Genomic DNA, 25267 nt, shown 5'->3' with positions numbered 1-25267 from the left:
CCACAGTTAAGCAATTTTTAGGCATGATCTTGGGTTGGGCTGACCCGATTTGAGACTCGGTTCGTCCTGTAAAGAGAAATAATCATTTGCTTCCATTACAAACGCTGGATTAGGATTCGCAACGCAGACCAAAAAGGTCGTGAAGCTCATGCGGTATCCAGCGAGTGCCACGTGGGTAAGGGTCCAGGCGGAGTGATGGTTATGGATAGCAGCGCGGGCAAGGCAGTGCCTCTCACAGGCGAAGAAGACTTGCTTGCCGAAAGTGTGTTGCATTCCTCAATACCGGACGAACTGTTCGCCTTGCAGGAACTGGATGTTCTTTACGAAGACACCAGTGCAACCCTTTGGACATTCATGAATCCCGAAGGTCGACCGAGTTTTACTCCGGCCATGCTCAATGATTTCGAACAGTGGCAGAGTTTGATCGAATCAGGCTTTGGGCCGGGCAAGGTGCCCCTGAAATATCTCGTGCTTGGCAGCCGTTCGCCGGATGTTTTCTGCTTTGGCGGCGATCTCGACCTGTTCCAGCGTCTTATCCGCGAACGCAATCGCGCGGGTCTGGTGGAATATGGCCACCGTTGCTGTGCAATTCTGGATCGCAATATCAAGACGCTGGGCATTCCGATGCTGACAGTGGGGCTGGTGCAGGGCACGGCTCTCGGGGGCGGCTTCGAAGCGCTGCTTTCGTTCGACTACATCGTTGCAGAGCGGCAATCGACCTTTGGCCTGCCTGAGATCATGTTCGGGCTTTACCCTGGCATGGGTGCGCATGCCTTGCTTGCGCGTAAGCTGGGCAGTGCGATGGCGGACCGGATCATCGTCTCGAACGAGACTTTCGCCGCCGAGCAGATGTACGAACTGGGGATTGTGCATCATCTCGCCGAACCAGGTGACGGGGTGAATGCGGTGCGCGATTTCATCAAGCGTTCCGATCGTCGTCACGCGGGGTTGGTGGGTTCGCGGCGCGCGATCAAGCGGGTGTGGCAGCTGGAACTGGCAGAGCTCAACCGGATCACCGAGATGTGGGCTGACACCGCGTTGCAACTGCGCGAACAGGACCTGAAAGTGATGAGCCGCCTTGTGGCCGCGCAGGCTCGGCTCGCGGATCGTATAGCCGCGGCTTGAGGCTCCCTTATCGCTCCAGCCCGTGGCCTAGCGCCATGTATTCATCGCTCTGCATTTCGTTGAGGCGGCTTGCCGTGCGTTCGAATTCGAAGGCACCGTCGCCTGACCGGTAGAGATCATCGGGCTTGGCTGCGGCAGTGGCGAACAGTTTGACCCGGCTTTCGTACAGCGCATCGATCAGCTTGGTGAAGCGGATCGCTTCGTTGCGGTTTTCCGGTCCCATGCGCGGGACGCCGACGAGAATCACCGTGTGATAGGCCTGCGCAATCGCAAGATAATCGGCCGCCCCGCGGTTCTCACCGCACAGCTTCTTGAAGCTGAACACCGCCACACCCTTCAGGCTCTTGGGTACATGGAGGCTGCGCCCGCCGCTCAGATCAAGCTCGGCGCTTGGGACATTGGCGGCATCCTCAGGCGCGAAATCGGTGAGTCGGAAGAATGCCTCGCGCACCTGGGCCGTTGCTTCATCGCCGATCGGTTCGTGCCACGTCGCAAGCCCGCCGATCCGTTCCAACCGGTAATCCGTCGGCCCGTTAAGCGAAAGCACGTCCAGCTTGCGTTCGACCAGATCGATGAAAGGCAGGAAGAGCGAGCGATTGAGCCCGTCCTTGTACAAATCGTGGGGAGGCCGGTTGGAGGTGGTGACGATGACCGTACGGCTCTCGATCAGCGCGGTGAAGAAGCGTCCCATGATCGCCGCATCGGCAGTGTTGGTGACGACCATTTCGTCAAATGCGAGGCATCGCAATTGCTCTCCCATGCGCAGTGCTACCGCGATCAACGGGTCTTTGAGGCCGGCCTTGCGCTGTTCAGCCACGAGCCGATCGACCTCCAGCATGAATTCGTGAAAGTGGACCCGCCGCTTTGCCGGGATGGCGAGCGTTTCGACAAACAGGTCCATCAGCATCGACTTGCCGCGCCCGACGCCGCCCCACAGATATACGCCGCGCGGATCAGGCGGCGCTGTTCCCATTCCGGTCAGCCGGGCGAACAGCCCTTGCTTGGGTGGCACTGCCTCGAGTTCCCGCTGGAGCCGGTCGAGCCGTTCGGCCGCGCGGCGTTGATCGGGATCGGCTCGCAATTCGCCATTGGCGATCAGCTGTTCGTATCGGGCTATCAGACCGGGCATTGTGAGCCGCCGTCACCCGCGCGGCAGCATCTTGCGCACGATGCCGGAGAAAGAGGCGACAACGTCTTCCTCTTGCTCCACCAGCCCCCGCACGAACACCAGCTTGCCGGTTTCCCGCACGATTTCGGTAACGGCGTCCATCGGCCGGTCAGGATCGCCGCCGCCCACGAACTGGGTCGAAAGCTCCAGCGTCACCGAAGGACCGGCATTGCCCGAGCCGATGTTGTGCATGGTGGTGAACAGCGCGATGTCGATCAGCGAAAGCGTGACCGCACCGTGGATGATGCCTTGCAGGTTCTGGTGATGCCGCTGCGGGAACATCCGCAGGCGCGCTTTCCCGTCCGGGTCGACTCGGGTGATGAGCTTGCCCATCACCGCGCCGTTGAACAGGGTCTGATCCTTGAGATTCCAGTGTCGCCAGCCCGGATTTTCAGGGTCCGGGCCGTGTTCGAATACGTCGTCCTTCAGCGTCACCGGATCAGATCGCGCGCTCGGCCATCATCTTCTTGGTTTCGGCGATGGCCTTGGCCGGCGAAAGCCCCTTGGGGCAGACATTCGCGCAGTTCATGATGGTGTGGCAGCGATACAGGCGGAACGGGTCTTCCAGCGCATCCAGACGCTCACCCGTCATCTCGTCACGGCTGTCAGCCAGCCAGCGGTACGCCTGAAGCAGGATTGCCGGGCCAAGGAACTTGTCGCTGTTCCACCAGTACGACGGGCACGAAGTCGAGCAGCACGCGCACAGGATGCATTCGTATAGCCCGTCCAGCTTCTCGCGCTGTTCCGGGGTCTGCAGCCGCTCCTTGCCCGAAGGCGTGGTGCTGACGGTTTGCAGCCACGGACGGATCGAGGCGTATTGTGCGTAGAAATGGGTGAAGTCGGGCACCAGATCCTTGATCACATCCATGTGGGGCAGGGGAGTGATCCGGATTTCGCCCTTGAGGTCTTCGATCGCGGTGGTGCAGGCAAGACCGTTCTTGCCGTTGAGGTTCATCGAGCACGAACCGCAAATCCCTTCGCGGCACGAACGGCGGAAGGTCAGCGTCGGGTCGATCTCGTTCTTGATCTTGAACAGCGCGTCCAGAACCATCGGGCCGCATTCATCAAGATCGATTTCGAACTTGTCATAGCGCGGGTTCTGGCCGCTGTCGGGATCATAGCGATAGATCTTGAACGAGCGAACACGCTTGCCGCCGTTCGCCTTGTGCACCTTGCCGTCCTTGCGGATGGTCGAGTTCTTCGGAAGGGTGAAAGTCGCCATTGTTATCTGTGATCCCTGGTTGCCCCGCCTCTACTTAGCGCCTGTGCCGGGTGAGGCAAGCCGCCAGTGTTGCGAGGATTGTGAGGCGTTTTGCATGACATTCAATCGTTGCCCCGGGTGTGACACCGAAAGGGGCGGTTTGAAAAATAGCGGAATCGCTGCAAGAATCTGATAATTAGCGAAAAAACAGAGAATATTCGAGTTGGCCTGTGAACTTTCGATCACGCGTCGTCTGATTGCCGCAGCGGGGCCGGTTTTCGGGAACTTCATGCGCATTCCTCCGCTGTAGAGCATATGGATAGTGTAGGAAATTGGCCCAATGCTTGCCCCCGCACCGCCGCAGTGTTCGGCAGCAGCGGCGGGATCGGTTTGGCCTTGTCAGAGGCGCTGGCGCAAGCCGGGTGCGAAACCGTTTACGCCGGCTCGCGGCAAGGGACTGCCCCGGCAGGCGGCCCTTTCAAACCCTTCGCATTCGACCTGAAGGATGAAAGCACCATCGCCGCAGCAGCAGCGATGATGAAAGCCGATCCGCCCGAATGGGTGGTGATTGCCAGCGGCGTCCTGACCCTAGCCGACGGTAGCGGGCCAGAGCGGACTTACAAGCGGCTCGATCCCGCAGCGATGGCGGAAGTGTTCGCCATCAACACGATCGGCGCCGCACTGGTTGCCAAGCACATCCTGCCGCTGATGCCGCGCAATCGCTGTTTCGTTGTCGCGGCCCTGTCTGCGCGCGTGGGGTCGATTTCCGACAACGGCCTTGGCGGGTGGCATTCCTATCGCGCGTCGAAAGCCGCGCTCAACATGCTGATCCGTAATTTCGCGCTGGAGATGGGCCGCACGCACAAGCATGGTGTGATCGTCGGCCTGCACCCGGGAACGGTGGACAGCCGCCTGTCGCAGCCATTCCAGTCGAACCTCCCCAACGGGCAGTTGACCGCGCCGGATGTGGCGGCGGCCAATCTGCTTGGCGTGCTGTCAGCACTTGGCCCCGAACAATCGGGCCGGGTGTTCGATTACAAAGGCGACGAAATCCCGGCCTGACGGCCTGAATTTAGCCCGCGATCAGGGCGTTGCGCCGCCAGCTTTCCGCCAGCAGCGTTTCCATCAGATCGGCATGGCTGAACCCGGCCTGCGCCGCCGCCTTTGCCATCACCTTTTCCGACCACAGATTGCAGTTCAGGTTGATCTCGATGAAGTTGATGTCGCCTGTCTTCAGATCGACGCGGAATTCGATCCGGCCGTAATCGAACGGCACGAATTCGCGGGCGACCTTCTTCGCCATTTCCTCGATCTTGGGCGCGAGCTCGGGGTGGTCGAAACGCTTGAGCGCGGCCTTTTCGGTGTTCGGCACCAGATCGCGCTTTTCGTAATAGGTCCACAGCTTTTGCGTGTTCTCGCGCTCGTACCACAGCATCGGCAGCGCAGTCGGTTCGCTGTGCAGCGTGATGAAGGCGCATTGCACGTCATACCCGTCCAGATACGGCTCGACGATGGCATCATGGCCCTGTCCGTGGATGTCGGCGATGGCGTTGGTCACGCCGTTCCAGTCGAAGGCATCGGAAATGCCCCAGCTTGCCGACGAAGCATTGGGCTTGATCACCCAGCGACCTTCGGGTGAGGGCGGCAGGTCAGCTTCAAGCACAGGGGCGCCGCGGCGATAGCAGAACCACGGTGCGGTCGGCACGCCAGCATGGGTACAAACCAGCTTGGACACGGATTTGTCATCGCCCAGACCGCGCAGGAACGGCATCGCGCCAAGGTACGGGATGCGGTGCATGTTGCACAGCACCGGGATCAGCATTTCACTGTTCACGAAACCGCCGCGGTTGAGCAGCGGGAACACGAAATCGACATCCGGGCGGGTGAACAGCACATCATAGCTGTTGGCGAACTGGATATTCAGGCCGAGGTTTTCGAGCGTCGTGCGCACTTCGTGATGATAGATCGCGTGGTTGCCATCCTCCGGATGCATCCCGCCGCCCCACAACGCGTGCTTCGCCATGAACAGCAGACGCACGCGCTCCTTGTCTTCCTCAGGAATGCGCAGGGGTTCGATTGAAGTGGTCATATTATCCTGAAACCTCGAGATTGGAGCGTCGCGATTAACCGTTTCGCATGGCTGTTGCTAGCGAATTTGAGCAGGCAATGCGATTGGGAAACCGCTTGGCAAGCCGCAGGAATTGGGGAAAGTTGCGCGAAAGCGACAGGATGGGAAGCGCGCTATGGGGCTTGGCGCCTGGTATGATCGAAATGTGATGCCACAACTGATCCGCTGTGCTTGCGGCACGGGACAGGTGATGAAGCGGCGTTCCTACGTCGTGCCTAGGGCGCAAGGCGATGTATTCGAGCTTGGCTGTGGCGGCGGGATCAACCACCAGTTCTATGATGCAGCCTCGATCACATCCTATGCCGGGATCGACCCGCACGAAGGCTTGCTGGATGCGGCACGGGCTGCTGCGCGGGACAAAGGCTGGCCGGCAACGCTCAAACAGGGTGTGGGGGAGGATATTCCCTTTCCCGACCGGTCTTTCGACACGGTGGTTTGCACCTTTACCCTTTGCTCGGTCGAGGATCAGGGGCAGGTCCTGTCGGAGATGCTGCGCATACTGCGGCCCGGCGGGCAGGCGCTGTTCCTTGAACATGGCCGTGCGCCCGATGCCGATGTCGCCCGCTGGCAGGACCGGATCGAGCCGGTGTGGAAGCGGCTTGCGGGGGGATGCCACCTGACCCGTCCGATCGGCTCTGCCTTTCGCGGAGCCGGGTTCGAAGTCGAGCCACTGGGGCAGGGCTACATGCCCAAGGCGCCGCGTTTTGCGATGTGGAACGAATGGGGCGTGGCGAGGAAGCCGGGGATCTGACCCAGCGGCTAGGGCGGTAACAAGAAAGGCCGGGAACGCTTTGTTCCCGGCCTTTCTGTTGTCTGATCAATCAGCGATCACTCGCCAAAGGTGCGTTGCCACCAGCCGCCGCGCTTCTTGCCTTCGGCAGCGGTATCGCCGCCGGTTGCCTCGGATGCTTCTTCGGCGGGGGCAGGGGCTGCTTCTGCCTTGGGCTGGGCGTCAGCCTCTTCCGCCGCAGGAGCTTCTTCCTCGACCTTTTTCTTGCGCGGTGCGCGCTTGCGCTTGGGCTTTTCGGCCGGAGCTTCCTCCTCGGCGGCCGGAGCCGCTTCGGGGGTTTCCTCGGCAGGGGCAGCCTCGCTCACGCTTTCGACCTCGTCGGTCTTCTTCTTGCGTGGAGCGCGCTTGCGCTTGGGCTTTTCAACCGGAGCTTCCTCGGCGGGGGCTTCCTCTGCCGGAGCATCGGTTGCTTCTGCAGGGGTGTCTTCGGCAGGAGCTTCCTCGCTTGCAGAGTCTCCGGTGTCATCCGATTGATCTTCCGATCCAGCCTCGCCTTCGCCCTGCTTGCGGCGACGGCCACGACCGCCACGGCGGCGGCGACGCTTGGGCTTCTCTTCGCCGTCTTCGCCGTTTGCGCTTGCGTCGGCGGCGTTTTCATCCTCGTCGGATGCGCCCTCGGAGTCATCTTCAGAAGCCTCGGAATCGCCGTTTTCGCTGTCTTCATCGCCTTCGCGGCGCTTGTTGCGGCCTCGGCCGCCGCGACGACGACGACGCTTCTTCTTGCGCGGCTGATCGTCGTCTTCTTCGGCGTAATCCTCTTCTGCCTCTTCCTCGATTTCCTCGTCGTCATCATCGTCATCGACGATCGGATCGAACTTGGGGGCCTGAGCCGGGCGCGGGCCGTGGCTCGACACGTTCATCTTCGCCCCTTCGTCCTCGCCCTCGGGCTTGACCTCGACGGTGACGCCGTAACGGTTCTCGATCTCGACCAGCTCATGACGCTTTTCGTTGAGCAGGTAGATCGCCGCTTCGGTGCTGGCGCCCAGCTTGATTACCGTTCCTTTGCCCTTGGCGGCTTCGTCCTCGATCAGGCGCAGCGCGGAAAGACCGGCAGAAGATGCGGTGCGGACCAGACCCGAACCGTCGCAATGCGGACATTCGCGCGTGGTCGCCTCAAGCACGCCGGTGCGCAGGCGCTGGCGGCTCATTTCCATCAGGCCAAAGCCGGAAATGCGGCCAACCTGGATGCGCGCGCGATCGTTCTTGAGCGCTTCCTTCATCGCCTTTTCGACTTTGCGGACGTTGGAATTGTATTCCATGTCGATGAAGTCGATGACGACCAGCCCGGCCATGTCGCGCAGACGCAGCTGGCGGGCGATTTCCTTGGCCGCTTCAAGGTTGGTGTGAAGCGCGGTCGCCTCGATCCCGTGTTCCTTGGTCGACCTGCCCGAGTTGATGTCGATCGACACCAGCGCCTCTGTCGGGTTGATGATGAGGTAGCCGCCCGATTTGAGCTGCACCATCGGATCATACATCGCCCGCAACTGGTCTTCCGCGCCATAGCGCTGGAACAGCGGCACGGGGTCGGAATAGGCTTTCACCCGGCGCGCGTGGCTGGGCATCAGCATCTTCATGAACGCCTTGGCGCTCTTGTAGCCTTCCTCACCCTCGACAACGACTTCCTCGATCTCGCGATTGTAGATGTCGCGGATCGCGCGCTTGATCAGGTCACTGTCCGAATGGATCAACGCCGGCGCGGTGGAGGCGAGGGTGGTGGTGCGGATTTCGTCCCACAGCCGTGCCAGATAATCGAAATCGCGCTTGATCTCGGTCTTGGTACGCTGAAGCCCGGCGGTGCGCACGATCAGGCCCATCGATTTGGGCAGCTTCAGGTCTGACACGATCTGCTTCAACCGCTTGCGATCACCGGTCGAGCTGATCTTGCGGCTGATGCCGCCGCCGTGGCTGCTGTTGGGCATCAGCACGGTGTAGCGGCCTGCGAGGCTGAGATAGGTCGTCAGCGCAGCGCCCTTGTTGCCGCGCTCTTCCTTTACGACCTGGACGAGCAGCACCTGACGGCGCTGGATGACGTCCTGAATCTTGTAGCGGCGACGCAGAGCCATGCGCTTGGCGCGGACTTCGTCGACTTCCTTGGCGCGGCTGCGGCCCTTGCCATTGCCCTTGTCGCCTTTGCCCTGACGGCGACGGCCCCGACCACGGCGACCACAGCGTGAGCGGTCTTCATCGCCTTCCTCGCCACTTTCTTCGCCTTCTTCTGAGTCATCGTCTTCGTCTTCATCGTCGCCATCATCATCGTCGTCGGATTCGCCGTCTTCGATGGTGGAAACCTGATCCTTGTCGGATGTGTCGATTTCTTCGAGGCCGTCTTCGGCCAGATCTTCGGCCAGCGCTTCGGCGCTTTCATCCTCGGCGTCGTATTCGTCGCCGGGGGCGATGCCCTCTTCCTCTTCCTCGGCGCGCAGGCGCGCTTCTTCTTCGGCGGCCTCGGCCTCTTCGGCGAGCAGCCGTTCGCGGTCCGCCTGCGGGATCTGGTAATAGTCAGGGTGGATTTCGCTGAAGGCGAGGAACCCATGGCGATTGCCGCCAAAGTCGACGAATGCCGCCTGAAGCGACGGTTCGACCCGTGTTACCTTTGCTAGATAGATATTGCCTTTGATCTGCTTGTGTTCAGCAGATTCGAAATCGAATTCCTCAATCCGGTTGCCTTTGAGCACCGCCACCCGGGTCTCTTCCGAGTGGCGCGCATCGATAAGCATGCGCGTTGCCATTTAGTAATCTCCAGACGCCTCTTCCTGACGCCGACGTGCGGCGGGATGGGCGTGTCATTTGTGGGTAATCGGGCCGCCTTTGCGCGAATGCGATGGTTGGCCCGTTAGTGGTGACTGCGCGATCCCCGGCTGCCGGGAAGGGCGCAATGATCGTGTCTGCTGCGACGAGATTGCGGAATGTGTCCGCGCTGCGACTCGCAATTTCGCCCGCGCCGGAAAGGCGGCGGGTGTTTCCTTGCGAGGAGAAGCGTCTCGTCACTGCATCAACCTGTTGTGTGGCGCTGGCGATCACCCGAACGGGATGTGCCTGCCTTGCGAATGAAAACGCGGGAATGCCGCAAGTCTTGCAGCGCACCCCGTTTCATTTGCGATGGCTAGCACCGTGGGTTTCGCGCCGCAACTCTATTGCGCTTCTACAGCGCAACAATCTAAGCAAACGTAATCATGAGTGTGCGCACTCTCATTTTGCTGATCCTTGCCGTTCCCGCCCTTGTCTTAGGCGGTGCGATGGCAATGGGCATCGCCATTCCCGTACCCGAATGGGGGCGCGATTACGTATTGCGTTTCCTGCTCGATCCCGAAGTCGAGCCGCTGGACCTGCCCGAAATCCTTGGCCCCGATGATCCGACACGCCCCTTGGTGGTGATCGATGCAGGGCATGGCGGACGCGATCCCGGCTCGATCGGGCGATCGGCCAATGGCTCGCAGGTGATGGAGAAAGAGATCGTTCTCGCGCTCGCGCTCAAGCTGCGCGACGAATTGCTGGAGGAAGGCGGCATCAGGGTGGCGATGACCCGCGACGATGATCGTATTATCGCGCTCGCCAACCGTCCCGAAATCGCGCGCCAGCTCGGCGCTGACCTGTTTCTTTCAATTCATGCCGATTCCGCCGGGGATCGCAGCGATGTCGCGGGGGCAAGCGTCTACACCCTTTCCAACGAGGCATCGAGCGAAGCCGCCGCCCGCTTTGCCGAGCGGGAGAACGCCGCAGACCGGCTCAACGGCATCGCCATCGAAGGGCAAAGCGAACAGGTGAGCGCGATACTTGTCGAATTGTCGCAGCAGCGCACTCAGGAAGACGCGGTTGAATTCGCCTCTCTCATCACGCGCGAGGGCGACGGCCGGATCGCTTTCCACCCGCAGCCGAGACGTTCGGCGGCGCTGGCGGTGTTGCGCGCGCCCGACGTTCCCGGTGTGTTGTTCGAAAGCGGGTTTGTTACTAATGCGGCGGATCGCACCCGTTTGATGACGGAAGAAGGGCGCGCCGAATATGCCGATGTTCTGGCACAGGCGATCCGGGTCTATTTTGCGCGCCGCGCAGAACCGTGACTTCGGCAGGCCCAAGCCGCTAGCAATCCCGGTAAAACCAAGATAGATCGCGTCCCTCAATGACCGAGACCAGCACCGCCCCCTTTGTCGACTATTTCCGCTTTCGCCTGTCGCGCGATACCGCGATGGCGGTCGGGTGGTTTGGCGAGAAATGGCGTTCCAGCCTGCTGTTCAAACTGGCCGCTTTCGCCTTTGCCGGATTGATCGTGGTCTGGGTGGCCGTCTGGATGTTCCTTGCCAGTGACCTGCCCGAAGCGGAAAGCCTTGCCGATTACCAGACCCCGCTGCCTACCGTTGTTCGCGGGATCGATGGCGAGATCGTCCATTCTTACGCGCGCGAACGCCGCGTGCAGTTGCAATATGCCGATTTCCCCGAGCAATTGATCGAGGCGTATCTTTCGGCAGAGGATAAGACGTTCTTCAGCCACGGCGGCGTCGATTACACCGGTACTGCCAATGCCGTGTTCGATTACGCCATAAAATTTGGCTCGGGTGAACGCGCTGTCGGCGGTTCGACCATCACGCAGCAGCTCGCCAAGATACTGCTGCTGGGCGATGAATATTCGGTCACGCGCAAGCTCAAGGAGATGATCCTTGCCAGCCGCATCGAAGGGGTGTTGAGCAAGGAGGAAATCCTCGAACTCTACCTCAATGAAATCCCGCTGGGGCGTCGGTCGTTCGGCGTTCAGGCCGCATCGCGCGCCTACTTCGACAAGGACGTTGGCGATCTCGAACTGCACGAGGCTGCGTTCCTTGCGATCCTGCCCAAAGCGCCGGAACGCTATGGTCGGCGCGGACAGGAACAGGCTGCGATGCAGCGGCGCGACTTCGTGCTGCAGCAAATGGAAGAAAACGGTTTCATCACCGAGGCCGAACGCGCGGCAGCCGCTGCCAAGCCCTTGGGGCTCAAGAACCAGCGTGCCGAGACGAGCGCGGATGCGGGCTATTTCCTTGAAGAAGTGCGGCGTCAGTTGATCGCCCAGTTTGGCGAGACGGCGGAGGATGGCGAAAACAGCGTCTACGCCGGTGGCCTGTGGGTGCGGACCTCGCTTGATGTGGAAATGCAGGAAGCCGCGCGGGATTCGCTGCGCCGAGGCCTGCTGCGCTATCACGGCGGACGCGCATGGGCAGGGCCGATCGCAACCATCGACGTGAGCGTAGGCAATTGGGCGGGGCAGCTCGCCAGTTCATACCTTGCAATCAATTACGAGGATTGGCGCGTCGGAGTCGTGACGCAGCGAGCTGGTGCATCTGCGACTGTCGGCTTTTCCGACGGTTCGGAAGCACCGCTGACGAACCTTCCCAATGCGCTCAAGGCGGGCGATGTCATTGCCGTCTCGCCGCAGGGCAACGGTTTCCGCGTCCGCACCATTCCAGAGGCGCAAGGCGGCTTGGTGGTGCAGCAGGCGCAGACCGGGCGGGTTATCGCCATGCAAGGCGGGTTCGACCACCGCCTGTCAGATTTCAACCGCGCGACGCAGGCCAATCGCCAGCCGGGCTCCACAATCAAGCCGTTTGTCTACGCCACCGGGCTGGACAACGGCATGACCCCGTCGACCGAGATCGATAACACCCAGTTCTGCTATTATCAGGGTCGCCAGCTTGGCCAGAAATGCATCCGTGGCGGGCGCGCCGGGCAGTTCCCGATGCGCTACGGTCTGGAGCAGTCGCAGAACATCATGACCGTCCAGATCGGTATGCAGGCGGGCATGGAAAACGTGGTCGACACGATCGAGAAGCTGGGCATCAGTGAAGACCCCGATCCCTATGCCGCTACCGCCCTGGGTTCCGAGGAAACGACCGTTTCCAAGATGGTCGCGGCCTATTCCGCGCTGGCCAATCACGGGCGGCTGAACCAGCCGACGGTGATCGATTACGTCCAGGATCGCAGGGGCAAGGTGATCTGGCGGGCGGATGAACGCGCCTGCAACGGCTGCAACATGGCGGAATATGATGGCAGCGCGATGCCGCGTTTCGGACTGAAGGGCGAACAGGCGATGGACCCGCGCACCGCGTTCCAGGTGATGCACATGCTCGAAGGCGTGGTAACACGCGGCACGGCAACCGTGCTGAACGATCTCGGCCTGCCGCTGTTCGGCAAGACCGGGACAACCAGCGGCCCCAAGGATGTGTGGTTCGTGGGCGGGACGCAGCAACTGGTCGCCGGCGCCTATGTCGGCTTCGACACGCCGCGCAACATGGGCGGCTATGCTTATGGCGGCACCATCGTTGCACCGATCATCAAGGAACTGATCCAGAATTCGCGCGATCATTGGTCCGATCTGCCCGCTGTCGCGCCGGACGGCATCCGCATGGTCCGCGTCGACCGTCGCACCGGCAAGCGCGTGCTGGATGGCTGGCCTACCGGCGATCCGCGCGGAGATGTCATCTGGGAAGCGTTCAAGCCGGATACCGAACCGGATCGTGCCACGCGACAGGATGAAATCGCCGCCAAGCGTGACGAGATCCTCAACCTGATCCGCGCCTCGCGCCGCGCGGCCGGACAGGATGACCAGGGCAATGACGGCGAACCAAGCGACTTTGTCGAGGAGCAGGGCGGCATTTACTGATTGCCGCCAGCTTAGAAATTCCCGGAAACCGCAAGGCTGTTCAAAGGTTGTGATGGCATGAAGAACCGCATCCGCATCATCGCCGCTGCCATGGTCGCAGCATTCGCCTTCACCGCCCCTGCTTCGGCCGAACTTCCGGTCGGGGCGGACGCCCCGAGCTTTTCGACGAATGCCGCACTGGCGGGCAAGGAATTCGGCTTCTCGCTGAAGGCGGCGCTGCGGCGCGGGCCAGTGGTGCTGTATTTCTACCCCAAAGCCTTCACCCAAGGGTGCACGCTGGAGGCCAACGCCTTCGCCGAAGCCATGCCCGAATTTCGCGCCGCCGGGGCCAGCGTGATCGGCATGTCGAATGACGATATCGAGACGCTCAAGCGCTTCAGCCGCGAAGAATGCCGTGATGCCTTCCCCGTCGGCGTGGCCAGCCAACGGCTGATTTCGGCCTATGACGTGGCGCTCGGCGAGTCGGGCCTGTCCAGCCGCACCTCCTATGTGATCGCCCCCAATGGCCAGGTCGCCTTCGTCCATTCGAACAGCGATTACCGTGGCCATGTACAACGCACCCTTGCGGCAGTTCGCGCACTCTCCAAGTAACCTGCAAGATTGATTGCGATCGCGAGGAGCCATTCCGCATCGCTTTACAAACGCTCGCCCTGCGCTAAGCGGGGCGGCCAACTTTGCTATTGAGGATTTCCTATGCGGGCCGAGGCCCAGGCACATATCGACCGGATCGAGGCAGCTCTTGGTCTGGTGCGGCAATCGCTTGATTGGGAGCGCGCACTGCGTCGGCTCGACGAACTGAACGCGCGTGTCCAGGACCCGACGCTGTGGGACAATCCCAAGGAAGCGCAGGCGGTCAGCCGCGAGCAGAAGACGCTCGAGACCGCGGTCAACACCGTGAACGAGATTTCGGCTGAAATGGCTGATGCCATCGAATTCATCGAGATGGGAGAAGCCGAGGGCGAGGATAGCATCGTCAACGATGGCCTTGCCAGCCTTGCCCGCCTTGCCGAACGTGCCGATGCCGACAAGGTGCAGGCCTTGCTTTCGGGCGAAGCGGACAGCAATGACACCTATCTCGAAATCCACGCTGGTGCGGGTGGTACGGAATCGCAGGACTGGGCCGAAATGCTGCTGCGCATGTATGCACGCTGGGCCGAACGGCGCGGCTTCAAGGTCGAGACCGTGGAGTATCAGGCGGGCGATCAGGCCGGGATCAAGTCGGCGACGCTGCTGATCAAGGGCGAAAACGCCTATGGCTATGCCAAGACCGAAAGCGGTGTGCACCGGCTTGTCCGGATCAGCCCCTATGACAGCGCGGCCAAGCGCCACACGTCCTTTTCGAGCGTGTGGGTCTATCCGGTGATCGACGACGATATCGATATCGAAATCAATCCGGCCGACCTGAAGATCGACACCTATCGTGCGTCGGGTGCCGGTGGTCAGCACGTCAACACGACCGATTCCGCTGTCCGTATCACTCACCAGCCTACGGGCATCGTCGTCGCCAGCCAGAACGATCGCAGCCAGCACAAGAACCGCGCCACCGCGATGAACATGCTGAAGGCGCGCCTGTTCGAACGCGAAATGGCGATGCGCGAAGCGGCGGCATCGGGCGAGTATCAGGAAAAAAGCGAAATCGGGTGGGGCCACCAGATCCGCTCCTACGTCCTGCAACCGTACCAGATGGTCAAGGACCTGCGCACCGGCGTTACCTCCAGTTCGCCTGATCGGGTGCTGGATGGCGATATTGATCAGTATATCTCGGCGGCACTTGCGCAGCGCGTAACGGGCGAGAAAGTCGAGATCGAAGACGTCGAATAGTCCTTTTTCAGGACCGGTTGTCGGACGAAACCTGTTGTAAATCAGGGGTTTTGAAATAGCCTCTCCCAAAACATGGGAGCACGGCATGGCGGCAATGCGTTTGGTGCGAGTCGGAGCGGCGCTGGTTACGGCGACGCTGCTTGCTGGAACTACGGTAGCCAGGGAGAAGGAGCAGTCCCCCGGTGAGGTGACGATCCTGCTGCCCGACGATATCCGCACGCTGCCGCCCGAACCCTTCCCCAAGACTGATCCCTCGCTCGCCAATCCCGAAGCGGACGAAACACCAGCCTATCAGGACAGCCGTTACCGCCGGCTAGCGACGCCTGAATTCGAGACTTTCGAGAACGACGTCGAATTTCGCCGCTTTCTGCGTTCGATCGAGCAATTGCGCCAACGCGAAAGGCGGCGGCGCTTCAGTGAAGGCGAGGGTGCAAAGATCGTTGTTGCGGCCTTGCAGGATGTCGAACCCGCTGAAACACCGCCCGAATGCGCCGTTCCCGAAGATTGCCCCGACGACAGCGCGAACCAGACCGTCGTCGTCACCGGATCGCGCATCGCCAGCAATCCGCAAAGCATGCCGATGGCCGTCACGGCTGTCAGCAGTGACAGCGCCACAGGGACGTCGGACAGCATCACCAATGTCCAGGTCGCCAGCGTCGATGAAGGCGACATCGTCAAGCTGATCGGGCAGTATCTGCTGGTGTTGCAGGATGGCCGGGTCTTTGCCGTGCACCATCCCACCATGACGCTGACCGATCGCACCGATGTCTATCGCAAGGACGAGGATGGCGATCCTATCGGTGCGGACTGGTATGACGAAATGCTGGTGCAGGGCGATCAGATCATCGTCACCGCCTATTCCTACGAAGACGATGCCAGTGAAATCACCGTGCTGCGGCTCGATCAGGAAACGGGCAAGGTCAGCGTGCGCGGGGTCTTCCTGATATCCTCCGACGATTATTACGATGTCGACAATTACGCGACGCGCATCGCGGGCGACAGGCTGGTGATCTACACGCCGTACGAGGCAGCCGATCTGGTCAGTCGTCGCAATCGCCCGGTGATCCGCCGCTGGACCGGGGCGGAGGATTTCTACGACAACGAAGGCACGGGCAAGGACGTGCTGGAGGTGCGCGACATCTATCGCCCGGTGTTCGGGGTGAAGGAGCCCTGGGTCCATACCGTATCGGTTTGCCCCCTTGGCGAAGTGATCGAACGCGGCCTAAGCTGCGAAACAACCGGTTTTGTCGGGGCCGACCCGGCCGAGATGTATGTCACCCCTGATGCGGTTTACCTGTGGACCTCGGCTGTCAGCTGGGATGAGCTGGACTGGAACGAATGCCAGATCGGTACGCCGTCTGCCGGATTTGGCGAGGTGCCACCGGCAGCGGTGTTCCGCATGCCGATCGGACGCGGCGAAGTTGAGGTGCTGGGTGCGCGGGGAATGCCGATCGACCAGTTCGGCATGGATGCGACGGGCACGCGTTTCCGGGCGCTTTCCAGCTTTTATCGCCACGCTTGTTCCGATGATGACATCGCCAAGGAATTCGCGCTGATGAATGCGTCACAGGGCAAGTTCCGCGATCGCTACATCGCGGCACGCGAAAGCGAATTCGCGCGGCTTCCCAGCCTGTTGGCGAACTCGGCGGAAAACCGCTTTGTCGGCGACTGGATCGTCTATGGCGGGCGCGATCGCTATTCGCGCCGCCCTCCGCGTGATGGCAAGGCGGAACGCAGCGCCCAGAGCAATGTGATCCATGCTGTGCCGGTCGATGCCCCGGAGCAGGCGGAGACGATCAGCATCGGCCATTCGCTGGTGCGGCTTGAACGGATGGGCGAAGCGGCGGTGATCGCCAATGGCTATGCCGACGAAAGCGGGCTGCGTGTCAGTTACATCGGGCTGGCGCCAGGCGCGTCAGCCATCCGCAGCTCTGCGCATCTGCCGGGCCGATACGAAAGCGAAAGCCGCAGCCATGCCTTCAACGCGACCTATACTCTTGCCGGTGACGGAATGCTGGGCGTTCCCACCGTTTCGCGCAAAGAGGAATCGGGAGGCTGGTGGTGGTATTCCGATGTTTCCGATCTTTCGTTCCTTGGTTTTGATGCCGCAGGTCTGCTGGCCGATGGCGGACTGATCCGTGCGACGCCCGAAGACGAGGTCGAGACCGGCGAAGGCTATGACTGCGAGGTGTCCTGTATCGACTGGTACGGCAACGCCCGCCCGATCTTCCTAGGCGGCAAGGTCTATGGCCTGATGGCGACCGAGCTGGTCGAAGCCGAAGTGGTCGAAGGACGGGTGGCGGAGCGGCGCCGGGTTGATCTGACCGGCCCGTTGCAGCGTTGAAGGAGGGCAGCGAAAAGGCGAATTTCGGTTTTGCCTCGCCCTGCGACTGCGGCTAACACCGCGCCAATCATGTTGATCCGCCCGCTGATATCCGCATTGTTGCTCACCGCCACGCTGGGGGCTTGCGACAATCTCGCCGCCGATCCCGACCGCCCGGAAACGGCGCTCGAATTCCCTATGCCGGATCGGCCCGTTTCGGCGGTTGTTTCAAACCAGTTTTCGAACGAGGACGCCCGTGACGAACGTGGCGAGGCGCAGGCGGTGATGGACCTCGCCAATATCCGACCCGGCATGACGGTCGCCGATATCGGTGCTGGCGAGGGCTATTACACCGTACGCCTCGCAGACCGGGTTGGCGAGGATGGGCGGGTGCTGGCGCAGGATATAGATCCCGACGCGCTTCAGCGGCTTGGACAGCGCGTCGAGCGTGAGCGGCTCGAAAACATCTCGATCAAGCTGGGCCGGGCGGACGATCCGCAGCTTCCGGCGGACAGCTTCGACCGGATATTCCTCGTCCACATGTATCACGAGGTGACGGAACCTTATGCCTTCCTGTGGCGCATGTGGCCTGCTCTGGCTGAAGGGGGGCAGATCATCGTTGTCGATGTTGATCGCCCGACCAGCCGCCACGGGATCGCTCCGGGCCTGTTGTTCTGCGAATTCGAAGCTATCGGCTTCAAGCTCACCGAATTCGTCGAGCGGCCCGATCTCAAGAGCTATTTCGCCCGGTTCGAACGTGGCGAGGCACGCACCGAACCTGCCGCGATCAAGGCTTGCAGCAACGGCTGAGCGCGCGGTCTTGCAATGCCCGCTGACTGGCGTGGGTACAATCTCCGCCGCCCCTTTCCATACCCCCGGCAGGGTGCTAGGCGCGGCGGCCAAGAGTATAAATGACTAGGGGACTTCGCAGGGGATGACTGACTTCCCAACCAGCTTTGACCGCGACGATTTGTTGAAGTGCGCAAGGGGCGAATTGTTCGGCCCCGGCAACGCGCAATTGCCCGCACCGCCGATGCTGATGATGGACCGCATTACCGAGATTTCGGGCGATGGCGGCGAACACGGCAAGGGGCACGTGGTGGCCGAATTCGACATCACGCCCGATCTTTGGTTCTTCGACTGCCATTTCCCTGGCAACCCGATCATGCCCGGCTGTCTCGGCCTTGACGGTCTGTGGCAGCTGACCGGCTTCAACCTTGGCTGGCGTGGCTGGCAGGGACGTGGCTATGCGCTGGGCGTGGGCGAGGTAAAGCTAACCGGCATGGTGCGGCCTGATCGCAAGATGCTCCGATACTTCGTCGATTTTACCAAGGCGGTGCAGACCCGTCGGCTCACCATGGGTGTGGCTGACGGCCGCGTCGAAGCCGATGGCGAAGTCATCTATCAAGTCAAAGACATGAAGGTCGCGCTTTCAGAAGCGTGATGGGATCAGGGGCACAATACGGATCATGCGTCGCGTCGTCGTAACCGGGCTGGGGATCGTATCCTCGATTGGCAACAATACAGACGAGGTTCTGGCCTCGCTGAAATCCGGCAAGTCCGGCATCACCTTCAACGAGGACATGGCCGAACATGGCTTCCGCTCGCAGATTGCAGGGGCGGTGAAGCTGGATGTGGCCGAACATGTCGATAAGCGCACCTTGCGCTTCATGGGACCGGGCGCAGCCTATGCCCATATCGCGATGGGTCAGGCGATCGCGGATGCGGGGCTTGAGGAAAAGGATGTCGTCAATCCGATGACCGGCGTGATCGCCGGATCGGGCGGCCCTTCGACTTCGGCGATGCTCGCGGCTCATCAGACGGTGCTCCAGAACGGTTCGACCAAGCGGATCGGGCCGTTCGCTGTGCCCAAGACGATGTCTTCGACGGTCAGCGCCAATCTGGCGACGGCCTATCAGATCAAGGGCATGAACTTCTCGATCACCTCGGCCTGTTCCACCTCGCTGCATTGCATCGGCATGGCCGCACAGCAGATCGCGCTGGGATTGCAGGACGTGATGTTCGGCGGTGGCGGCGAAGAGCTCGACTGGACGCTGTCCTGCCTGTTCGACGCGATGGGCGCGATGTCGAGCAAGTATAACGACACGCCGGAACGCGCGAGCCGCGCTTTCGATGCCGACCGCGACGGATTCGTGATCGGCGGCGGCGGGGCGATCGTGGTGCTCGAAGCGCTCGAGCATGCACAGGCGCGCGGCGCGAAGATCTATGCCGAAGTCACCGGGTTCTGCGCCACTTCCGACGGGGCCGACATGGTCGCTCCTTCGGGTGAGGGCGGTGAACGTTCAATGCTGGGCGCGCTCAAGACCCTCGGCCCGGATCGCAAGATCAGCTACATCAATGCGCATGGCACCTCGACCCCGGTGGGTGACGTGGGTGAGATCGAAGCCGTGCGCCGCGTGTTCGGCGAAGGTTCGACGCCCCCCGTCAGCTCGACCAAGTCGATGACCGGCCACAGTCAGGGCGCAACCGGCGCGCAGGAGGCGGTCTATTGCCTGCTCGCGCTGGAGCATGACTTCATCATTCCGTCGATCAATGTCGAAACTCTCGATCCGGCACTGAAACCGGAGGAGATCGCTACCGAATTGGTGGAGAACGCCGGGCTTGATACGGTGATGACGAATTCCTTCGGGTTCGGTGGCACCAACGGGACAATGCTGCTGTCGAAATTCCACGGATAAGGTCGCGGCCTGGGCGCCGCTAACGGAGGGGAGCGTACATGGGCGTGCTTGCGGGAAAACGCGGCCTTGTAATGGGCGTTGCCAACGACCGGTCGATTGCCTGGGGCATCGCCAAGGCTTGCGCTGATGCGGGGGCTGAACTCGCCTTCACCTATCAGGGCGAAGGTTTCGGCAAGCGGCTTGAGCCCTTGGCGCTGAGCGTCGGTTCGGATCTGATGCTCGATGTCGATGTCACCGATGACGCGTCGCTCGACGCAGCCTTTGCCGCCTTGCAGGAACGGTGGGGAACGCTCGATTTCGTGGTTCACGCCATCGCCTATTCGGACAAGTCCGAGCTGACCGGGCGCATCCTCAACACGACTCGCGCCAATTTCCGCAATTCTATGGATATCTCGGCCTATAGCCTGATCGAAGTCGCGCGCCGGGCGCATCCGATGATGGTGGAAAATGGCGGTAGCTTGCTGACCCTGAGCTATCTGGGATCGAGCCGCGTCACCCCCAATTACAACGTGATGGGCATGGCCAAGGCCGCGCTTGAGGCAGGGGTGCGCTATCTCGCCAATGATCTGGGCCGCGACGGTATCAGGGTCAACGCGATCAGCCCCGGGCCGATGAAGACACTCGCCGCGAGCGCCATTGGCGGGGTGCGCCGCACCTATCGTCATACCGAGGCAAACGCGCCGCTGGGCAGCAATGCCACGCTCGAAGCGGTGGGCGGAACCGCCGTCTATCTCTGCTCCGATGCGGCGGTCTGCACAACGGGTGAGATCATCCATGTCGATGGCGGCTTCCACGTTCTGGGAATGCCGCAACTCGACAATCTCTAGGCTTGGCGCAAATGGATATCCGCCGCAGCGATCTGTCGGAACCGGAAGTGGTGGAACTGATCGCGCTGCACACGCGGGAAATGTTCGAAGGATCGCCGCCAGGGACCAATCACGCGCTGGACCTGTCCGGGATTCAGGGACCGGATATGGAGGTTTACGCAGCCTGGAATGGCGCAGCGTTGCTGGCGATCGGCGCGCTCAAGCGGCACGAACGCTTTGCCGAGATCAAGTCGATGCGCGCCCACCCCGATGCGCGGCGAACCGGCGCGGGCAGGGCGATCTTGTCGCACCTGATCGAACGGGCGCGAGAACTGGGATTGGCTGAAATCAAGCTTGAAACAGGATCGGGCCCGATGTTCGAGCCGGCAACCGCACTTTACCGCAGCTTCGGATTTGAACCCTGCGGTGATTTTGCCGGGTACAAAGCGGGCGAATTCAACAAGCTGTTCGCGTTGGGGCTGGCATGACTCTGGGTGCAGTTTCGGCATCGCAGCAGCTTTGCGGAATTTCGCAAACGCCGGAACTGTCTCGACAGGAGGTGCAACGATGAACTTCACGATGCTCCCTTGCCGGAAGCTGGCGCTCGCTTCGGTTTTGGCGCTTTTCACGAGCCCAGCTTCTGCCCAGGCCGATGGTTCTGACAGCGCCAGCGCGCCAGAGACCCCAATGGCCAGATGTATCGCACAGGTCGCCGAGCGGGCTACGCCTAAGAATGCACCAATCAGCAAGCCGGCGAGTTATGCTCGGTGCTTCCAGACGGACCAGATCAGAAGCATAGAGGACTTACTGCTGCGCTTTTCGTCTAACCCTGCGCTCGGCGGGATCGGTTATGAAGTCTCGATCCGCCCGTTCGATGCGCAATCGGCTGCTGTTCGCGTGGTTGTCGTATTCGGTCATCCCGACCAGGGTTGGATCGAGCAATTGAGCGCCTACTCCGGGATCACCCGCGCACGTTTTGAAGAATTGCGCATTGCCTTCGAAGCTGCAGTCGAAGCGGAGCCGGTATCGCTGCTAACCGTCGACAAGGACGGAAATGAGGCAATCCTCGTTTGCACTGACGGGCCGGGCTACCTTACCGAAATTGTGGAACGGTCCGGAGCTCGTTCCATTGAAGGGTTCTGCGGAAACCATCCGAACAAACAACTCGCGGCAGAAATCGAGAGCATCAAATCCGTAGTGCTGTCGGAATTCATGCAAGATCACAACGACAACTAGTCGTTTTGAACGAAGCGGCGCTTACTCACCCACCAGCGCCGTCAGCACCTGATCGGGCGGGCGGTGGCCGTTGACCCAGAACTGGATATTGGCAACCACCTTTTCACCCGATGCCTCACGGCCCTCGGTGGTTGCGCTGCCGATGTGGGGCAGGGTCATGACGTTGGGGTGTTCGATCAGGCGTTTGTCGACGTTGGGTTCGTCCGGATACACGTCCAGACCCGCGCCGGCGAGGTGGCCCGATTGCAACGCCGCGATCAGCGCTTCCTGATCGATCAGCTCGCCACGCGCGGTGTTGATGATGCTCGCGCCCGGCTTCATCAACGCGATCCGGCGCGCATCGATCATCCCGCGGGTTTCCGCCGTCAGCGGGCAGTGCAGGGTGAGGATATCCGCTTCAGCGATCAGGGTATCGAGATCAGGGACAAAGCGAGCGCCCAGCATCGATTCGACCGCCTGCGGCAATTGCTTGCGGTTGTAATAGGCGACTTGCAGGCCAAAGGCGCGGGCGCGGTGGGCGACGGCCTGACCGATCCGGCCCATGCCGACAATGCCCAGAACCTTGCCACCCAGCTTGCGCCCCAGGAGCCCCGAAGGCGCCCAGCCGGTCCATTCGCCCCGCCGAACCAAGGCCGTGCCTTCTCTGATGCGGCGCGGCACGCCGATAATCCCGGCCATGGCAAGATCAGCGGTGTCATCGGTGAACACGCCCGGCGTGTTGGTGACGATGATCTTGCGTGCGGCGGCTGCGGCAAGGTTGATATGCTCCGTCCCCGCGCCAAAGCTGGCGATCAGCCGCAACCGGTCGCCAGCACCCGCGATCATTTCCGCGTCGATCCGGTCGGTGACGGTGGGAACCAGTACGTCGCAGTCCTGCATCGCCGCGATCAGTTCTTCGCGCGTCATCGGCACGTCATCGGGATTGAGCACGACATCGAACAATTCGCTCATCCGCTGTTCCACGCTCGGGATAAGGTGACGGGTAACCACCACCTTGGGATTGCCTGACGGAAAATGCGGAGCGGTATCGGGATGAGCCATAATCGCTGCGCTAATGGCAAGGAGCGGGGGTGGTCAAGCTGGCTGTTCCTGAATTGGCACAATGGCTTTGTAGGGCTGCAAAGTCGCTTGAAGCTCAATCACTGGTGACGCTATCAGAAGGGTATGACTGCACTGCGTTTTCTCGCCGCTCTGGCACTCAGCATCGTTCTCACCGGTACAATCCTTGCGGGAGAGGCGCGCGCGCAGGAGCGTGAGGTTCCCTATTGGGCGACGATGCGCTTTGACGAGGTGAACATGCGCGTCGGGCCGAGCCAGGAATACAAGATCGACTGGGTCTACAAGCGGCGGGGCCTGCCGGTGAAGGTTATTCGCCTGCGCGAAGGCTGGAGGCTGATCGAAGATCACGAAGGCACGCAAGGATGGGTTGCGGCCAGCCAGCTCAGCCCGAAACTCGGCGTTCTGGTGATCGGCAGCGGTGCGGTGGAATTGCGCGCCGAACCAGTCGCAAGCAGTGCGGTGCGCTGGCGGGCGCAGCCGGGCGTGATCGGCGAATTGCTTCGCTGCCGGGAAACCTATTGCGAGGTTGATGTCGCGGGCCGTTCGGGCTGGGCACCGATGGACCGCTTGTGGGGCGCAGGCGAAATGGAGCCCGCGCCCTGAGGCGCTATTCTTCCAGCAGGGTCACTCGATAGCTTTCGCTGCCATCATCGCGAGTGGTCATGAAACTGCCGTCCTCATCGGGTGGAGAATTGCTCCAGCAGCGCTCCTGCTGTTCATCCCCATCACCCGCCGGATCGAAGCAGATTACTTCGTCCAGGCTTGACCAGCTGCCCGATCCGACGACTGCACCTGACGGATCGAGATCCTGGTAAGTGCCGTCGGTGGCCAGCTGCGTGCGGACGTAGACTTGCGAGCCGTCGCCGACCGCATAAAGGCCCGGACCCATAGGCTGGACACCCTTGTCCAGTTCCTTCCCCTCTGGCGGCAGCGGCTCATCGCTCGCAGCGTTGCAAGCGACGAGCAAGAGCGCGGCCGCCAAAGGAGCAAGTGAACGGTTTACGCCAGTTCCACCGCGATCGCCGTGGCTTCGCCGCCGCCAATACAGAGGCTGGCGACACCGCGCTTCTTGCCCTGCTGCTTGAGCGCGTTGAGCAGGGTCACGATGATACGTGTGCCCGATGCGCCGATCGGATGGCCCAGTGCGGTCGCGCCGCCGTTCACGTTGATCTTTTCATGCGGGATGCCGATGTCGCGCATTGCGAACATGGCGACACAGGCGAACGCCTCGTTCACTTCCCACAGATCGACATCGTCAACCGACCAGCCCGCGTTGTCGAGCACCTTCTGGATCGCGCCGACGGGGGCGACGGTGAAGTCCTTTGGCGCGCGGGCATGGGCGGCGAGGGCGACAATCCGGGCAACCGGCGTCTGGCCATTGGCGCTTGCGACACTTTCGCGGGTCAGCACCATGGCAGCCGCACCATCGGAAATGGAGCTGGAAGTCGCAGCGGTAATCGTTCCGTCCTTGGCAAAGGCCGGGCGCAGCTGCGGGATCTTGTCCGGCTTGCCCTTGCCGGGCTGTTCGTCGGTATCGACAGTGACTTCGCCTGCGCGGGTCGAGAAGGTCACCGGCACCACTTCATCGGCAAAGGCACCGCTGGCGATGGCGGCGTTGGCGCGGGCGAGAGATTCGATCGAATAGGCGTCCTGTTCTTCACGGGTGAGTTGGTATTCGTTGGCGGTATCCTGCGCGAAAGTGCCCATCGCGCGGCCTTCCTCATAGGCATCCTCCAGCCCGTCGAGGAACATGTGATCATAGGCGGTGTCATGCCCGATGCGCGCGCCCGAACGATGCTTCTTGAGCAGGTAGGGAGCGTTCGTCATGCTCTCCATGCCCCCGGCGACCACGTAGTCGATGGTGCCGCTGGCAAGGGCCTCCGCCCCCATGATGACGGTCTGCATGCCCGATCCGCAGACCTTGTTCACCGTTGTTGCCTGCACCGATTCGGGCAGACCGGCCTTGATCGTCGCTTGACGGGCAGGGGCTTGGCCAAGCCCTGCGGGAAGGACGCAGCCCATATAGGTGCGGTCAAACTTCTCGCCCGGAACGCCCGAACGCTCTACCGCCGCCTTTACCGCTGTCGCTCCCAGATCAGTCGCCGATACATCGGCAAGCGCGCCCTGCATGCCGCCCATCGGGGTGCGGGCATAGGAAAGGATTACAATCGGATCGTTGGCTGAGAAGTGCGGCATGGGTTTGCATCCTTCAATTCTGAAACGGGAGATTGGTTGTCGTTGATCTAAGAGCGGCTCCGCCCGATGGCAACGCGCTAGCACTTG

23 protein-coding genes are annotated in these 25267 nt (G+C 61.6%); 15 read left to right on the top strand and 8 right to left on the bottom strand.

The window, feature by feature from the left end:
- Positions 1-171: 171 nt before the first annotated feature.
- Positions 172-1125 carry a crotonase/enoyl-CoA hydratase family protein gene (locus AABA34_RS11120; protein ID WP_338302683.1) on the top strand — a complete coding sequence of 318 codons (954 nt, stop codon included), beginning with the start codon at positions 172-174 and terminating at the stop codon, positions 1123-1125.
- Between the two features lie 7 nt (positions 1126-1132).
- On the opposite strand, the gene zapE is transcribed toward AABA34_RS11120, so the two are convergent.
- From zapE to AABA34_RS11105, 3 genes are read right to left on the bottom strand one after another with little or no spacing between them, the layout of a single operon-like run.
- Positions 1133-2254, bottom strand: coding sequence for a cell division protein ZapE (zapE, locus tag AABA34_RS11115; protein WP_338302682.1), 1122 nt, complete (start codon positions 2252-2254; stop codon positions 1133-1135).
- Between the two features lie 12 nt (positions 2255-2266).
- Positions 2267-2728, bottom strand: a complete 462-nt coding sequence (locus AABA34_RS11110) for a PaaI family thioesterase (RefSeq protein ID WP_338302681.1) — start codon at positions 2726-2728, stop codon at positions 2267-2269.
- Between the two features lie 4 nt (positions 2729-2732).
- Complete coding sequence (locus AABA34_RS11105; RefSeq protein WP_034954191.1) at positions 2733-3515, bottom strand: succinate dehydrogenase iron-sulfur subunit; 783 nt, start codon at positions 3513-3515, stop codon at positions 2733-2735.
- A gap of 294 nt (positions 3516-3809) precedes the next feature.
- On the opposite strand from AABA34_RS11105, the gene AABA34_RS11100 reads away from it, so the two are divergent.
- Positions 3810-4556, top strand: a complete 747-nt coding sequence (locus AABA34_RS11100) for an SDR family NAD(P)-dependent oxidoreductase (protein ID WP_338302680.1) — start codon at positions 3810-3812, stop codon at positions 4554-4556.
- A gap of 10 nt (positions 4557-4566) precedes the next feature.
- Here AABA34_RS11100 and AABA34_RS11095 read toward each other — a convergent pair whose 3' ends face one another.
- Positions 4567-5583 carry a D-alanine--D-alanine ligase family protein gene (locus tag AABA34_RS11095; RefSeq protein ID WP_338302679.1) on the bottom strand — a complete coding sequence of 339 codons (1017 nt, stop codon included), beginning with the start codon at positions 5581-5583 and terminating at the stop codon, positions 4567-4569.
- A gap of 187 nt (positions 5584-5770) precedes the next feature.
- On the opposite strand from AABA34_RS11095, the gene AABA34_RS11090 reads away from it, so the two are divergent.
- On the top strand, positions 5771-6373 hold the full coding sequence (locus AABA34_RS11090) for a class I SAM-dependent methyltransferase (RefSeq protein WP_338302678.1): 603 nt from the start codon (positions 5771-5773) through the stop codon (positions 6371-6373).
- A gap of 77 nt (positions 6374-6450) precedes the next feature.
- Here AABA34_RS11090 and AABA34_RS11085 read toward each other — a convergent pair whose 3' ends face one another.
- The gene (locus AABA34_RS11085; protein ID WP_338302677.1) at positions 6451-9141 is read right to left on the bottom strand and encodes an Rne/Rng family ribonuclease; all 2691 of its coding nucleotides are present in this window, start codon (positions 9139-9141) and stop codon (positions 6451-6453) included.
- Positions 9142-9585: 444 nt separating this feature from the next.
- Here AABA34_RS11085 and AABA34_RS11080 point away from each other — a divergent pair, with 444 nt between their 5' ends.
- From AABA34_RS11080 to AABA34_RS11030, 11 genes are all read left to right on the top strand, one after another.
- Positions 9586-10470 carry an N-acetylmuramoyl-L-alanine amidase family protein gene (locus AABA34_RS11080; RefSeq protein WP_338302676.1) on the top strand — a complete coding sequence of 295 codons (885 nt, stop codon included), beginning with the start codon at positions 9586-9588 and terminating at the stop codon, positions 10468-10470.
- 59 nt (positions 10471-10529) lie between these two features.
- A complete protein-coding gene (locus tag AABA34_RS11075) occupies positions 10530-13040 on the top strand; it encodes a penicillin-binding protein 1A (protein ID WP_338302675.1) in 2511 nt (836 codons plus the stop codon).
- A gap of 57 nt (positions 13041-13097) precedes the next feature.
- Positions 13098-13631, top strand: coding sequence for a peroxiredoxin (locus AABA34_RS11070; RefSeq protein ID WP_338302674.1), 534 nt, complete (start codon positions 13098-13100; stop codon positions 13629-13631).
- A 102-nt stretch (positions 13632-13733) separates the two neighbouring features.
- The gene (gene prfB / locus AABA34_RS11065; RefSeq protein ID WP_338302673.1) at positions 13734-14861 is read left to right on the top strand and encodes a peptide chain release factor 2; all 1128 of its coding nucleotides are present in this window, start codon (positions 13734-13736) and stop codon (positions 14859-14861) included.
- An 85-nt stretch (positions 14862-14946) separates the two neighbouring features.
- Positions 14947-17205, top strand: a complete 2259-nt coding sequence (locus tag AABA34_RS11060) for a beta-propeller domain-containing protein (RefSeq protein WP_338302672.1) — start codon at positions 14947-14949, stop codon at positions 17203-17205.
- A gap of 69 nt (positions 17206-17274) precedes the next feature.
- Positions 17275-17994, top strand: a complete 720-nt coding sequence (locus AABA34_RS11055; RefSeq protein WP_338302671.1) for a class I SAM-dependent methyltransferase — start codon at positions 17275-17277, stop codon at positions 17992-17994.
- Between the two features lie 124 nt (positions 17995-18118).
- A complete protein-coding gene (fabA, locus tag AABA34_RS11050; protein WP_034954177.1) occupies positions 18119-18628 on the top strand; it encodes a bifunctional 3-hydroxydecanoyl-ACP dehydratase/trans-2-decenoyl-ACP isomerase in 510 nt (169 codons plus the stop codon).
- Between the two features lie 25 nt (positions 18629-18653).
- Positions 18654-19883, top strand: coding sequence for a beta-ketoacyl synthase N-terminal-like domain-containing protein (locus AABA34_RS11045; RefSeq protein WP_338302670.1), 1230 nt, complete (start codon positions 18654-18656; stop codon positions 19881-19883).
- Positions 19884-19921: 38 nt separating this feature from the next.
- Positions 19922-20710, top strand: a complete 789-nt coding sequence (locus AABA34_RS11040) for an enoyl-ACP reductase FabI (protein ID WP_338302669.1) — start codon at positions 19922-19924, stop codon at positions 20708-20710.
- 11 nt (positions 20711-20721) lie between these two features.
- The gene (locus AABA34_RS11035) at positions 20722-21177 is read left to right on the top strand and encodes a GNAT family N-acetyltransferase (protein WP_338302668.1); all 456 of its coding nucleotides are present in this window, start codon (positions 20722-20724) and stop codon (positions 21175-21177) included.
- Between the two features lie 79 nt (positions 21178-21256).
- Positions 21257-21925 carry a hypothetical protein gene (locus AABA34_RS11030; protein ID WP_338302667.1) on the top strand — a complete coding sequence of 223 codons (669 nt, stop codon included), beginning with the start codon at positions 21257-21259 and terminating at the stop codon, positions 21923-21925.
- A 21-nt stretch (positions 21926-21946) separates the two neighbouring features.
- On the opposite strand, the gene AABA34_RS11025 is transcribed toward AABA34_RS11030, so the two are convergent.
- Entirely contained in the window at positions 21947-22966 is a 1020-nt protein-coding gene (locus AABA34_RS11025) for a 2-hydroxyacid dehydrogenase (RefSeq protein ID WP_338302666.1), read from the bottom strand.
- Between the two features lie 123 nt (positions 22967-23089).
- On the opposite strand from AABA34_RS11025, the gene AABA34_RS11020 reads away from it, so the two are divergent.
- A complete protein-coding gene (locus AABA34_RS11020; protein ID WP_338302665.1) occupies positions 23090-23587 on the top strand; it encodes an SH3 domain-containing protein in 498 nt (165 codons plus the stop codon).
- A 4-nt stretch (positions 23588-23591) separates the two neighbouring features.
- Here the strand turns inward: AABA34_RS11020 and AABA34_RS11015 are convergent, their stop codons facing one another.
- Positions 23592-23873: a hypothetical protein gene (locus AABA34_RS11015; RefSeq protein WP_338302664.1), complete on the bottom strand. Its 282-nt coding sequence runs from the start codon at positions 23871-23873 to the stop codon at positions 23592-23594.
- A 110-nt stretch (positions 23874-23983) separates the two neighbouring features.
- Positions 23984-25180 (bottom strand): thiolase family protein, encoded by a 1197-nt coding sequence (locus AABA34_RS11010; protein ID WP_338302663.1) that lies wholly within the window; start codon positions 25178-25180, stop codon positions 23984-23986.
- Positions 25181-25267 lie beyond the last annotated feature (87 nt).

It is taken from the genome of Erythrobacter sp. Dej080120_24, from assembly GCF_036322605.1.
Taxonomy (GTDB): domain Bacteria; phylum Pseudomonadota; class Alphaproteobacteria; order Sphingomonadales; family Sphingomonadaceae; genus Erythrobacter; species Erythrobacter aurantius.
The sequence above is the reverse complement of the archived record's forward strand: the minus strand, read 5'-3'. Positions and strand labels throughout refer to the sequence as shown.

Bases quoted from the DNA above. Each gene is read 5' to 3' on its own strand.
- zapE (WP_338302682.1), bottom strand. From the start codon at position 2,254: ATGCCCGGTCTGATAGCCCGATACGAACAGCTGATCGCCAATGGCGAA.
- AABA34_RS11045 (WP_338302670.1), top strand. From the start codon at position 18,654: ATGCGTCGCGTCGTCGTAACCGGGCTGGGGATCGTATCCTCGATTGGC.
- AABA34_RS11015 (WP_338302664.1), bottom strand. From the start codon at position 23,873: ATGGGTCCGGGCCTTTATGCGGTCGGCGACGGCTCGCAAGTCTACGTC.
- AABA34_RS11035 (WP_338302668.1), top strand. From the start codon at position 20,722: ATGGATATCCGCCGCAGCGATCTGTCGGAACCGGAAGTGGTGGAACTG.
- AABA34_RS11030 (WP_338302667.1), top strand. From the start codon at position 21,257: ATGAACTTCACGATGCTCCCTTGCCGGAAGCTGGCGCTCGCTTCGGTT.
- AABA34_RS11020 (WP_338302665.1), top strand. From the start codon at position 23,090: ATGACTGCACTGCGTTTTCTCGCCGCTCTGGCACTCAGCATCGTTCTC.
- AABA34_RS11105 (WP_034954191.1), bottom strand. From the start codon at position 3,515: ATGGCGACTTTCACCCTTCCGAAGAACTCGACCATCCGCAAGGACGGC.
- AABA34_RS11100 (WP_338302680.1), top strand. From the start codon at position 3,810: ATGGATAGTGTAGGAAATTGGCCCAATGCTTGCCCCCGCACCGCCGCA.
- AABA34_RS11070 (WP_338302674.1), top strand. From the start codon at position 13,098: ATGAAGAACCGCATCCGCATCATCGCCGCTGCCATGGTCGCAGCATTC.
- AABA34_RS11095 (WP_338302679.1), bottom strand. From the start codon at position 5,583: ATGACCACTTCAATCGAACCCCTGCGCATTCCTGAGGAAGACAAGGAG.
- AABA34_RS11060 (WP_338302672.1), top strand. From the start codon at position 14,947: ATGGCGGCAATGCGTTTGGTGCGAGTCGGAGCGGCGCTGGTTACGGCG.
- AABA34_RS11010 (WP_338302663.1), bottom strand. From the start codon at position 25,180: ATGCCGCACTTCTCAGCCAACGATCCGATTGTAATCCTTTCCTATGCC.
- AABA34_RS11025 (WP_338302666.1), bottom strand. From the start codon at position 22,966: ATGGCTCATCCCGATACCGCTCCGCATTTTCCGTCAGGCAATCCCAAG.
- AABA34_RS11080 (WP_338302676.1), top strand. From the start codon at position 9,586: ATGAGTGTGCGCACTCTCATTTTGCTGATCCTTGCCGTTCCCGCCCTT.
- AABA34_RS11085 (WP_338302677.1), bottom strand. From the start codon at position 9,141: ATGGCAACGCGCATGCTTATCGATGCGCGCCACTCGGAAGAGACCCGG.
- fabA (WP_034954177.1), top strand. From the start codon at position 18,119: ATGACTGACTTCCCAACCAGCTTTGACCGCGACGATTTGTTGAAGTGC.
- AABA34_RS11090 (WP_338302678.1), top strand. From the start codon at position 5,771: ATGCCACAACTGATCCGCTGTGCTTGCGGCACGGGACAGGTGATGAAG.
- AABA34_RS11075 (WP_338302675.1), top strand. From the start codon at position 10,530: ATGACCGAGACCAGCACCGCCCCCTTTGTCGACTATTTCCGCTTTCGC.
- AABA34_RS11040 (WP_338302669.1), top strand. From the start codon at position 19,922: ATGGGCGTGCTTGCGGGAAAACGCGGCCTTGTAATGGGCGTTGCCAAC.
- prfB (WP_338302673.1), top strand. From the start codon at position 13,734: ATGCGGGCCGAGGCCCAGGCACATATCGACCGGATCGAGGCAGCTCTT.
- AABA34_RS11055 (WP_338302671.1), top strand. From the start codon at position 17,275: ATGTTGATCCGCCCGCTGATATCCGCATTGTTGCTCACCGCCACGCTG.